A 12494-nucleotide genomic window follows, 5' to 3' on the forward strand; every position below is an offset into this window, starting at 1 on the left:
ATAATGCAAACCTAAGGTAAAGTTCGACAGCTCACTAAAAATCAGACTAAATCAAATCAAGGCGATAATTTTCGCCTCCTCAGACAGGCAAACAAACCTAAGGCTAAAATAGAAATAAATGAAAATGCACCGCCACCTTGGCCTTCACTACTAGCATCCCCTCCTGTATATACAGCGTCTCTATCACTGCTCTCTAAAGGCAAGGCATATAAATTATCAGTATCATCTGAGCTTATGGTGGCGACAATATCATCGAATCCAACTTCGTATAGATCGACTAGCACGTCATAATGGTCTGTGTAATAGCCATTATGCAGCGTTGTCATGACTTCAAAATCATCATCGCTCGTGTCACCAAGTATTGTAAAAATATCAGTGGTGTAATAATGCACCCAAGGACCACCGTCTCGACTTAAATAGAGCTCGGCGTAAACATCGGCGATCTCAACGGCATCAGGCCCAAAGACATCGGCATCGAACGTCACACTAAAGGTTTGATAGAAACCGTTAGCATCATCATCGACGAAAAGTCGACTGCTGGCTTCATAGATAGAGAATTCATGGTAAATAGGATTAGAAAAGGCTTTAGGGACAGCTGACTGAGCATCGTCGTTTGCTGTTTTTAGTCCGCTTTTCTGCAGAGAATACTTAGGAGAAGTTTTGCCATTTTTATGCTCGGCAATGATCTGCTCACGAGATTTAGCTTTGGTACTCGGCAATACAAATGGCTTTTGTTGCTTCAATTGATTTAAGCGAGTATCCAGCCCAGCCTCTTCCACTAATTGAGTTTGATTTCCAACTGAAAACGTCTGTAAGTTTACACTTTCAACTAGACTAATAACCTCTTCATCACTGGCGTAAGCAATTGGAACAAATGAGATTAAAGCCCCTGCAATCATAGTTAATGCAAATAGTTGATTACAGCTCCAAGATTGAATATCCATTTTTACACAATTTAGCGCTCTAGTCTGATTATTTATGTTCACATTCATCATATAAACCTCATTATTCCAGTCGTTGAGATCATTAAAGACGAATTAAGGTGAACATAAGCTGAACGTTAAAAATGGTCTGTAATAAAATTCGAAAGATGAATTGTCCGTCGTAATTAATGCATCCAGCATTGTCATCTTGGGTTCATGTTAGCTGAGGTATAACTAATACCAATTGATTTAAAGCACTTTGACTACTAAACAGACCCATTAAACTGACTAGTTCAACTCTTGGGCTTCTTTAGGTAAAAACTTGTGTCTTAAGAATGGGATATTTACACTGATAGCAAATAGGCATTTAAACATCGGACATACTCAATGACATTGGCTTCAGGCTTAACATTAGCTTTCATCACATCGGCTTGTTTACTGTTTCCGCTACAGGGAGCTGCATCGAGTATGGCTAACCTAGCTATGGTTTCAGCAGTAAGCTCTGTCAATGTCGTTAGCCTAAGTTCGATAAGCGCGGCCACTCAGTCTAAAAAGCCCCCTCAAAAGTTAAAAGTCACCAGTTCTCAGCAGGCTATTCAATTAGTGAAACGTCAATACCCAGGCAAGGTGCTCAAGGTGCAATCGAGCCGAGTTAACGGTAATCCAGGTTACCGGGTCAAGCTATTGTCCAGTTCCGGAGCAGTATTTTATGTGTCAGTCGACGCAAAAACCGGCAGTGTGCGTAGAAACTAATTGCAGTTTATAAACTTAATGCGAAGACCATTACAGAGGCGACCTAATGCGAATACTGTTAGTAGAAGATGATTTGGAGCTACAAGCGAATCTAAAACAGCACCTAATTGATGCCAACTTTACTCTGGATGTGGCCAGCGACGGTGAAGATGGTTTATTTCAGGGAAGTGAATATAGCTATGACGCCGGGATCATAGATGTCGGCTTACCTAAGCTTAATGGCATTGAACTTATCACCAAGCTCAGAGAGCGAGAGATAGACTTTCCCATCTTGATCTTAACCGCCCGCGATAGCTGGCAAGATAAGGTCGAGGGATTAGATGCCGGCGCCGATGATTACCTGACTAAGCCTTTCCATCCGGAAGAGTTAATCGCCCGCCTCAATGCACTAATCCGTCGCTCGGCAGGTAAGGCCAGTCCACAGGTCTACAATGGGCCTTTCAGCATCAATACCAGTACTTTAGAAGTTAAAAAATCCGGGCAGTTGATAAATTTAAGTAGTTCAGAGTACAAACTTTTCGAGTTTTTTATGTTGCACCCAGGGGAAGTTAAATCTAAGACTGTGCTGATTGAACATATCTACGATCAAGACTTCGACTTAGACTCTAACGTGATTGAAGTCTTTATTCGTCGCCTGCGCAAAAAACTAGATCCAGACAACCAACTCGGACTGATTGAAACACTGAGAGGACGAGGTTATCGTTTAACTCCACTGGCATCCAACGAACAGCGCACTGAAGATGAGTCAGATGCTAAGTAAGCTCTCAAATCTGATAAACTCACTCAAGGCACGCCTCATGATCAGTGCGCTCTTACTCATCTTAATCTTACTGCCCCTAATTGGTTTTACTCTCAATGATGCATTCAAGCAACAGATCTCAACATCGGCGCAAAATGAACTGAAAGCCTACCTTTACTCAATTTTAGCCGTGACAGAAGTAGACAACGGCCAACTTATGATGCCAGAAGCATTAGCAGAGAATCAATTTAACGTGATTCAGTCGGGTCTTTTTGCACTTATTTCAACTCAAAGCCGTCATAATAAAAAAACCAATGTCACTTGGCAATCCAACTCGTTTCTTGGGCTAGACCTACCCGATAACTTACCCCGACCTAAGATAGGTCAAAGCCAGTTTAAGGAAATTGAGATTGATGGTAATCCTTATATCATCTACAGCTACAGTGCCAGTTTCGAGCGAAAAATTTTATCCAGCGACGGACTCAGTGTTGAGAATATCGCCTTCCCACTCACAGTTCATATCATTAAAGATCAGCATGACTATCAGAAGCAGATTGACCAATTAAATCAGCACCTCTGGAGTTGGTTGGTTATCTTGATGGTTTTTCTGCTTGTCGTACAGCTGGCCTGGTTACTATGGACACTTAAGCCCTTGACTCAGTTTAAGCAAGAACTTAATGAGATAGAGCAAGGCAAGGCCATGCAAATCCAGGCGAAGTATCCCAATGAGCTACAAGCTGTAGCGAAACAACTCAACACTCTGCTCAATACCGAGCAGCGCCAGCGAAAACGTTACCGAAATGCCCTAGCAGATCTCGCCCATAGTTTAAAAACGCCGCTAGCAGTAATTCAAAGCCAGAAAGATCTGAGCAAGAGCTCCTTCGATCAAACCAATATCATCAGCCGCATCATAAGCCATCAGCTTAAACGAGCACAAACAGCAGCAGGTGCCTCTTGGCACTTAGGCATCGATGTCATTAAGGTTTCCGATAAACTGGTAAGAACGTTACCTAAGATATACCGTGAACCTCAGATAGAGATAGTTTCAAATATCGCTGAACAGTCTATTTTCAAAGGTGACGAGGCAGATTTAACCGAAATATTGGGTAACTTGCTCGACAATGCCTGCAAGGCCGCCAAGGCTCAGGTACACCTGACGGTCTACATGGAAAGCGGTAAGCTCAATATACAGATAGAAGATGATGGCCCGGGAGTATCACCCGAATTAGAAAATGAAATATTCAAGCGTGGCATACGAGCAGACTCCTACCAACAGGGACACGGCATTGGCCTAGCTATAGTTCGTGATCTGGTCGACAGTTATCAAGGCCAACTTTCAGTGTCTCGCTCAGAAAGCCTGGGCGGCGCTAAATTTAACCTGATTTTTAACTGATTATTTAACTCACTTAAAGAAAAAGCCCTGTTAATCGGTATTAACAGGGCTTTATTATTCTATCGATTCGTTTTACTAATTTTCTACCGCCAGCTTCTGCGCCTTTATCGCCTCTTCTAACTGAGCCTCAACAAAACCAGGTGAAGTGGTTTTCGCAGAGATTAAACGATACATGGCGGGGATAACCAGAAGTGTCACGAACGTGGCAAATGCCATCCCGAAGAAAACCACAGTACCCACGGCAATACGACTCTCAGACCCGGCCCCCGTCGACATAATCAAGGGAATAGCACCGACTAAGGTTGTGAATGCGGTCATCAGGATAGGACGCAAGCGTCGCGCCGAAGCATCGATAATAGCCTGCTCGATCTCGAGCCCTTTATCACGAAGCTGATTAGCAAACTCTACAATCAAGATACCATTCTTGGTCACCATGCCGATCAACATGATCATGCCGATTTGACTATAAATATTCAGTCCTTGCCCCGTCAGGAACAAGCCAAGGAAACCGCCAAAGACGCCCATAGGCACAGTAAACATCACCACCATTGGGTTAATAAAACTCTCGAATTGAGCGGCCAACACCAAGTATGCCACTAACAGAGCGAGTCCAAATACTATGAGTATGCTACTCTGGTTCTCTTTAAAGTCTTTCGATTCTCCCGTATAGCTCACAGAAATGTCGCTAGGCAAGATCTCAATCGCTTTGGCATCGAGAAAATCTAAGGCTTCACCTAAGGTATAGCCTTCACCTAAGTTAGCTTTAAGGGTTATCGACTTCTGCTTGTTGTTGTGACTCAGTTTGTGAGCCGAAGCCACCTCTTCGATATGAGTAATAGAATCGAGTGTGATCAACTCGCCTTTACTCGAGCGCATATAAATCTGACTCAAGTCAGCCATACTATTGAAGCTATTTTCGTCCCCTCTAAGATAAACATCATACTCTTCGCCGCGATCGACATATGTGGTTTCACTGCGCCCTCCAAGCATCACCTCAAGAGTCTCAGACACTTCAGCAACACTAATACCAAGCTCGGCGGCACGTTGTCTGTCGACACTCACTACCAGTTCAGGCGTAGTCTCGGCATAATCGAGATCGGCGCCTTCCAGCATAGGGCTATGGATAGCCTCTTCCTGAAGGATTTCGGCCCACTTAAACAGCTCCTTGTAATCTGAACCACCTATCACAAACTGAACAGGTTCGCTCGACTGACCTCTGAAACCCGGTAACATGGGACGCACCATCACATCGGGGATCCCCTGCAAGGCTTTAGCGACGATTGCCAGTGCTTGCTGAGCATTGACATCCCTATGCTCCCAATCTTCAAGCTGCATGATAACGAAACCCGTCTGATCCCCTGCACGGCCACCAAATGCCGGTGCTTGTACGCTGAATGACTTGATCACCCCTTGGCCTAAGAGTGGCATTAGCTTGTCTTCGACAATATCCATATTGGCAGTCATGCGATTGTAGCTGGTACCTTCAGCTCCCTTCACGAAAGCAAATATTACTCCCCTGTCTTCCTGGGGGGCGAGTTGGGATGGCACACTCAGCATCAAGACACCGCTGCCGACAATACATAAGATGATCACCACTGGCGCAGCAAGTCTAAATTGAATGGCTTTGGCCACTGCTATGCGGTAACCACGCTCAAGTTTACTAAAGCCGGTATCGACCCATAGGTTAAAACGATTTGGCTTAACGTTAGCTTTGAGGATCTTACTACCGAGCACAGGTGTCAGAGTCAGTGCCACAATAGATGAGAAGATCACCGACATAGCCAGCATGACAGAGAACTCGGTAAACAAGCGCCCCACCATGCCTTCCATAAAGGAAATAGGCAGAAATACCATGACAAGGACGGCGGTAGTGGCGACGACCGCAAAACCCACTTCTCGTGTGCCTTTATAAGCCGCTAGCAAAGGTGGCTCGCCTTTCTCGATATGATGGAAGATATTCTCCACCACCACGATAGCGTCATCCACCACTAGACCAATGGACAGAATCAAGGCCATCAGGGTAAGCAAATTAATCGAAAAACCAAAAAAGTTAGCCGCAATAAATGCCGAGATCAGTGACACAGGTACAGTCACCGCAGGGATAAGTGTCGCCCTCGCCTGACCAATGAAGATGTATAGCACCAATATCACTAAAGCGCCGGTGATAAACAAGGTGTTATAGACTTCGGTAATTGAGCGGTCGATAAAAACTGTCGAGTCATAATCGACCACCAGCTGAGTCCCTTCTGGCAGGAACTGCTGAATGCGTTCGACCTCAATATGCGCAGCCTTCGCCACCTCTAATGGATTGGCATCTGACTGAGCTATAATGCCTAAACTTAAGTTTGGTACGCCATCGCTCTTAAATGTGGAATTTTCATTCTCCGCACCAACAAAAACTGAGGCGACATCTTTCAAGTATACTGGCGTGCCATCACTGGCGGTGCGCACCACTAAGTAATCAAAGTCTTCAGGATTATTATAGAGACGGGCCGTGCGCACTGTCATCACAGTGGTGTCGTTTCTGACCTCTCCGCCAGGAGTCTCGACGTTTTCGGTCTTCAAACTGGCAATGATATCGGCAGTGGTTACATTACGACCCGCCATCAACTCAGGTTTGAGCTGCACATACATCACCTTGTAGAGGCCGCCAGAGATACTCACCGAACTCACGCCAGTGATCAGGCTAAATCTGTCTTCTAACACTCGCTGGGCATAATCGGTCAGCTGGGTTCTGTCCATCACAGACGAGCTAAGGTTAATATAGATTGAAGGCTCACCCGAGCCATTGTCCTTGGAGACGATAGGATCATCCGCCTCGTCTGGTAGGCGACGTTGGGCGCGGGCAACCGCATCACGAACATCACTCACGCCTTCGGTAAGATCCCAGTCGAGATCGAAGGTGATGGTGATCCGTGACATGCCGTTGCGGGTAACTGAGCTTATCTCATCGATACCACTGATGCCTGTGAGTTCATCCTCCAGGGCTGTGGTGATCTGACTCTCCATGATCGTCGCCGAAGCGCCATCATAGGTGGTCATCACCGTTACCACCGGATTTTCCACATCCGGCATTTCACGCACGGCCAATTTAGAGAAGGAAACCGCACCAAATACACATAAAAGTAAGCTTAAAACAATTGCAACGACGGGACGTTTAACCGAGATATCAGAGATTAACATTAACTTCTGTCTCCCTGAGAATCACCTGATTGATGACCTGCTGTCATCGACTCATCGTTTTGGGAAAGGTCGTCCACTCTCAGACCGTCACGCATGTTAACTAAGCCTTGTACTACGATGCGGTCGCCGACACTGAGTCCATCAGTGATGAGGACTTCGTCTTGAATTCGCGCCCCTAGAGTCACTTGGGTGCGATTGGCTAGTTGGTCTTCGCCGATCACATAAACAAATCGCTTGGTGCCTGAATATTCTATAGCTTGTACCGGGATCACAGGCTCTGACACGGCAGGAAAACTCAGGCTCGCCGACATCATCATTCCAGGCTTTAGCTTATGATTTGCATTATCAAATCTAACCCGTACCTTAAGGTTCAACGTCTCTTGGTTAATACGCGGATCAATAGCCACCACACTCCCGGTAAAGGCACTATCTGGCCAAGCTCTATTGGTGGCAGCGACTGTCATGCCAGTGCTCAGCATAGAAAGATAATTCTCGGGTACCTGTAAGTCGACGCGCATAGACGATAGGTCATCTAAGGAAAGAAGCTCACTGCCCGCCGTCACCATAGTCCCTCGACTGAAATCCAGTAAGCCCGCGGTACCGGCAAATGGTGCCTTGATATAATGGTATTCGAGTTCAGCCTGAGCTGACTCGAGTCTGGCGGTAGCAATTTCTACACTGGCTCTTTGTGCATCAATCTCAGTCTGGGTAATGGCATTGCGATCGATAAGTTTCAAATACTCTTTTAGCTTACGTTTCTCATCGTTGAGGTAAGCTTTTGCCTCTGACACGCTCGCCTGAGGCTTAGCATCTTCGAGTTGAATTAACAGCTGGCCGGCATGTATCTCCTGATTAGCAGTCACATGAATCGCCTTTACCTTACCCGCCACTTCAGGAGAAATATAGACAGATTTATCTGCCTCAAGTTTGCCTATTAAGGAGATTGTCTGAGATAAAAGATGCCGATCGACGACACCCGTGATAACAGGCACGACACGCGGTGCACGCGCCGGCTCATCGCTAGACTTCTGCGCTTGAGTAAAGCCACTGAACGATGCGACAACGGCTATCACGATAACTAGGGGGATCAATAGCAGACTTTTTTTCATTGATGAGTTTTCTTTTAATGCCAAGGTTGTGAATTGCCACTATTTTAAAGAAAAACTAGTCTTTGTAGAGTAAAGCAGTGTAAAGCAACGCAAATGCCAGGTGTTTATTGAGCAATATCTTGTAACAGAGCATGACTCGAAACGTTACAGCAACATAAGGAGAGCCAAATATCCACAATTAAGCACCGAAAGACACAAGTTAGACTTGGAAGCTATAAGGCTACAAAAGCCCTTTAACACCTAGCTCAAATCAATTTATCTCTTGAGTGAACACCAATAACTCTTGGTATAAACTTCTTCGATAATCCACACAGTCAACATGCTTGACGCCTATGAGGCATTCAAATTGAAATTAATCTGGCTAGATAATAAAAATCGCAGAGGCGTCTACGGCTTTTATCGCAGCTTCATGCCCTATGCCCGTATCAGTCGAAAAGAGCAGATAGCCATATTCATAAGCAATGACAAACAAATTTTTCCTCAAGCCTCCTTCATCGAAGCAGAGCAGATTATTGCAGCCCTCAGGTTTCGGCCTATCGGAGAATTTAACTTACTGCTCGGTATGCTAGTTCACCCAGACCACAGAGAAAATGGCATAGGTCATCAACTCATAAATGATGTAGCTGATAAACTGAAAGCAGATAAAACCTATCTTTTTTCTCTACCACACCTAGTTGGATTTTACCGAAAACATGGATTCAGCCAGGACGTCAAAGCTCCAAATGATATCGAACGGCTTTTTGCTAAATACACCAGCCAAGATAAAGAGTTAGTCTTGATGGGCTATATCAAGGTAAAGAATCTGAGTCGGTGATTTACCTTACCCTTTCTCTTCGAGTGGCTCTCGCCTTGGCAAAGAGAATAACCAAGGCATTGATTTAATCAACTTATGCCCCAGCCAGATCATTAATGAGGCTGCGATCACTGCAACCAAGATGGAGCTAGCTCGGTAAAGAATGGCGAAGAAGGCATCTTGTTGTCCCGGCACCATAGTATTAGTCAAAGGTATAGTCAGCGCCGAAATAGCAGAGAAGCCTATTCCCGTCCATACTTTGTCCTTTGCTAACCAACGACAGAAAATCCCGGCTGCTATGGCATAAGAGACGAGATAGAGTATAGGGTTATCAAACATATCATAGAGCACAAATTGAATGACCATGGCTGCCATACAACCGGCCACAGTGCCTATGATGCGAATTTTTGCCGCCATCATAGAGCCAACCAGAGTCATAGGTGCCAGGATGACTAAGATACTCGCCTGAGCCGAGAGTGAATCATTTAAGCTACCCACCTGAAAAATGATAAACGCAGCCATGGCCACCAGCCAGCCCAAGGCAGTTTGTTCCAATATAGCTTTAGGCTCTTTAACTTGTCCTTCCACCTTCATAATTGGTTGATCAGTTACTGGCTCAGGAAAACAATAAAAAGCCAGACCACAGATTGGCAAGGTCATCAAGGCAGCAATCCAGACCCCGACAATAAAGTTTTCTAAATCGAATGCTTGATAGCTGCCAAAGTTAAGCAGAATCGAACCTATGAGTAGACCCACATAACCGAATAAATAGGTGGATTTATGATGCATGGCAAAGCACTTAAACAGTAGCATGATACCCACGGCTATCAGCATGAGTACGGGATATGGTTGCAAGAAGCCTATAATTAGACTTACTTGAACACTCACCCAGAAGATGCCCAATATTAACTGCACAAACAAGCTGGTATTCCAACGATTCAGACTGACCAAGACAAACACGGGAAATAAGGCCATAAACATGGCATTCGACCAACCGAGGAGTGTGCTTATGGTCACACCTAACACACAGGCGAACCAGATCCTTAACGGCTTCATCTTACCTCCTCGAATGACTCTCTAGAACAGAAAATAAACCATAGTGATAGCCCGAATAAACAGGGCTTCAACCGGTTCAAAAACAACGGCAAGCAGCAGAGTAGCGCCAACTCCCAGGAACAATCGGGGCGTAGTTTCTCTTTTAACTGGCTTACTCTTTGATGATGACATCCTAGTTACCTTTTACTCGTTTAGTCTAAGTTCAATGCGTGATCAATACACATAGTGACACAAACTTACCATGCGAATTAATAACTTACCAAAAAAATTAAACACAATATTATCAGTTTGATAGATGATAACAGTTGCACGAGAACCAACAAATAGATTTTCAGGAAGTTTAGTATCTGAGCTAAAATTTACCCTGACTCTCTGGGCATCGCGTACCCAGCGATTACTGGTCACTACCGATGACAATTGACCATTAGCTTTCTGTTGCGCCGACGCCACACCAAAGTCACGACTGGACACCTCTAAAGCCAACACTTCTCCTGGTAGCCCATCGAAGGCGACTTCGGCGTGCATACCAGGCAGCAACATGGAAGTAGCCTTCTCTCTGAAATCGGCCGTGATCCACAGAGAATCGGTAGGAATAAATGTCAGTAAAGGCTGGTTAACACTGGCAAAACTGCCTTTATGTAGCTGTAGATTTGTCACCACACCGTCACTGGGTGCTTTTATTTGTGTGTGAGAGAGATCTAATTTGGCTTGAGCTAAGCTTGTCTCAGCCGAGTGTACTAGGCTGCTCTCCCCCTCACTATCACCGAGCTGAGTCTCTATCGCCTGGAGCTGTGCCTTTGCTGCGACAAGATTCGCCGAGCTCTCATCCCTCAATGTCCTAGTCGAATCAAGCTTAGACTCAGAGACAGAACCTGAAGTCGATAACTTAGATATTCTCTGAAATTCCCTGATGGCATTGTCAGATGCTGCGGTACTGGTTGCAACGTTAGCTTTGGCCGCCGCAGCCTGAGCATACAAAGATGCTTCTCCCTCGATAGCTTGCGTTAAATTCAACTCAGCCATAGTGACCGCTAAGGTAAATTTACGATCATCTATGCTAAACAACAGATCCCCAGATTTAACCAGCTGATTATTGCTGAGGTTTACTTGGGTTATATAACCCGATACTTCGGGGGCTAACTGCACGACGAAGCCCTGTACCCGACTCTCTGTCGTCATGGGTGCATAGCGATCGGCCATAACCAGGTAGAGACAAGTCACCACGAACATGATGACTAAAATAGTCATCCAACGTCTGAATTTTTGCTCTGCAAGCTCCATGTAATCTCCTTTCAATCTTAAGCAGAGCATTATATACCGCTAGTTTTGCTACAAATAGCCTGTATCATAGGCCACAGGCGTCCTATTAGTAGGACAATGTATACCTAGAATAAGCAAAAATCATGGATTAACAGATGCCAAGCTTCGACGATATCAATTTGTTTGTACAGACTGTACGACACCAAGGGATCAGTTCAGCCGCCAAGGCCAATGGCTTACAGCGCTCTAAGGTCAGTCGGCGCTTACAAGAACTAGAAAAACAACTGGGCTACCAGCTTCTCATCAGAACCACCCGTAATATAGAGCTCACGGAGCGTGGACAATGGCTATATGAACAGGTAGATGATCCCCTTAATAAGTTAAACGAAGCGATTAATTTGATGCAGACAGAGCGAAAGGCACCACAGGGAAAAATGCGCCTAGCCATCCCTCCGGCTCTCGGAATGACGGAGATATTCTCTAACGTTATCGAAGATTATGTTAATCGATATCCTGATGTAAGGTTAGAAGTCGAGCATCAGAAACAGGCTATCGACTTGAGAAGAACCGATACCGATCTGCAAATTCTACCCAGTTACATAGGCACATTACACGATGATTATGTTCAGCAACACTTGCTCTATTTAAGCTTTTGTATGGTCGCATCGACAAGTTACCTCAGTCAGTTTGGTACCCCTACGCAAGTTTCTGATCTAGTATCTCATCAAGTATTGGCGAGTCGTTATAGCAGGTCCCTATTGCCAGCAGATGTCGAATATCACCTCTATAGCGATGATTTACAGCTTCTTATCAGGCTGGCGAGATCAGGAAAGGGCGTAGCCTTACTGCCCAGATTACTGGTGGACAAATATCTTCAAGACGCTAGCTTGCATGAAATCTTAGACCTGCAGAGTTTTACCGAGCTTAAACTCACCTTGATCTACCCATCTCAACCTTACTTGCCAGAAAAGACCCGAGCTATGGTGCAAATTCTGCGGCAATCATTTGACAATGGAAGCTCATAGAACAAAGCAGTTTACACAAAGATGGTTTCGTTTTTTATTTAATAGCAGTGGATATAAGTAATCTGTTTTCAAGCTGACAAAAGAGCAATATGCAACTAGGGTTAGTCAGGGTATGCCTATAGTTTAAGTTATTTGATGGATATGATTTATACGGAGATATAAGATGACTCAAACTAAAGCGAGCCCCTTGCCTCGATTTGCCCTAGTGCTTACCAGCATATCGATTATTCTGGTTATCTCCTTTCTGATAACTGAATCGA

General features: G+C 44.9%; 10 protein-coding genes. 5 read left to right on the forward strand and 5 right to left on the reverse strand.

Annotation, left to right across the window (positions count from 1 at the left end):
- Positions 1-56: 56 nt before the first annotated feature.
- A complete protein-coding gene (locus tag sps_RS10825) occupies positions 57-944 on the reverse strand; it encodes a choice-of-anchor H family protein (protein ID WP_237158055.1) in 888 nt (295 codons plus the stop codon).
- 366 nt (positions 945-1310) lie between these two features.
- On the opposite strand from sps_RS10825, the gene sps_RS28490 reads away from it, so the two are divergent.
- Genes sps_RS28490 through sps_RS10840 form a run of 3 tightly spaced genes read left to right on the forward strand, consistent with a single transcriptional unit; the run spans position 1311 to position 3808 of the window.
- Positions 1311-1676: a PepSY domain-containing protein gene (locus sps_RS28490; protein ID WP_169915745.1), complete on the forward strand. Its 366-nt coding sequence runs from the start codon at positions 1311-1313 to the stop codon at positions 1674-1676.
- 46 nt (positions 1677-1722) lie between these two features.
- Positions 1723-2436, forward strand: coding sequence for a response regulator transcription factor (locus sps_RS10835; RefSeq protein WP_077752535.1), 714 nt, complete (start codon positions 1723-1725; stop codon positions 2434-2436).
- Positions 2426-3808 carry an ATP-binding protein gene (locus sps_RS10840; RefSeq protein ID WP_077752536.1) on the forward strand — a complete coding sequence of 461 codons (1383 nt, stop codon included), beginning with the start codon at positions 2426-2428 and terminating at the stop codon, positions 3806-3808. Before sps_RS10835 ends, sps_RS10840 begins: the two co-directional genes overlap by 11 nt.
- 75 nt (positions 3809-3883) lie before the next feature.
- On the opposite strand, the gene sps_RS10845 is transcribed toward sps_RS10840, so the two are convergent.
- A complete protein-coding gene (locus sps_RS10845) occupies positions 3884-6991 on the reverse strand; it encodes a multidrug efflux RND transporter permease subunit (protein ID WP_077752537.1) in 3108 nt (1035 codons plus the stop codon).
- On the reverse strand, positions 6991-8100 hold the full coding sequence (locus tag sps_RS10850) for an efflux RND transporter periplasmic adaptor subunit (RefSeq protein WP_077752538.1): 1110 nt from the start codon (positions 8098-8100) through the stop codon (positions 6991-6993). Before sps_RS10850 ends, sps_RS10845 begins: the two co-directional genes overlap by 1 nt.
- A 346-nt stretch (positions 8101-8446) precedes the next feature.
- On the opposite strand from sps_RS10850, the gene sps_RS10855 reads away from it, so the two are divergent.
- Entirely contained in the window at positions 8447-8914 is a 468-nt protein-coding gene (locus sps_RS10855) for a GNAT family N-acetyltransferase (RefSeq protein WP_237158056.1), read from the forward strand.
- 6 nt (positions 8915-8920) lie between these two features.
- On the opposite strand, the gene sps_RS10860 is transcribed toward sps_RS10855, so the two are convergent.
- Complete coding sequence (locus sps_RS10860; protein ID WP_077752539.1) at positions 8921-9949, reverse strand: DUF2955 domain-containing protein; 1029 nt, start codon at positions 9947-9949, stop codon at positions 8921-8923.
- Between the two features lie 213 nt (positions 9950-10162).
- Positions 10163-11230 (reverse strand): HlyD family secretion protein, encoded by a 1068-nt coding sequence (locus sps_RS10865; RefSeq protein ID WP_077752540.1) that lies wholly within the window; start codon positions 11228-11230, stop codon positions 10163-10165.
- A 134-nt stretch (positions 11231-11364) separates the two neighbouring features.
- Here sps_RS10865 and sps_RS10870 point away from each other — a divergent pair, with 134 nt between their 5' ends.
- Positions 11365-12234 (forward strand): LysR family transcriptional regulator, encoded by an 870-nt coding sequence (locus sps_RS10870; protein ID WP_077752541.1) that lies wholly within the window; start codon positions 11365-11367, stop codon positions 12232-12234.
- The last annotated feature ends 260 nt before the right edge of the window (positions 12235-12494 follow it).

Origin of the sequence: Shewanella psychrophila (genome assembly GCF_002005305.1) — a bacterium.
GTDB classification, from domain to species: domain Bacteria; phylum Pseudomonadota; class Gammaproteobacteria; order Enterobacterales; family Shewanellaceae; genus Shewanella; species Shewanella psychrophila.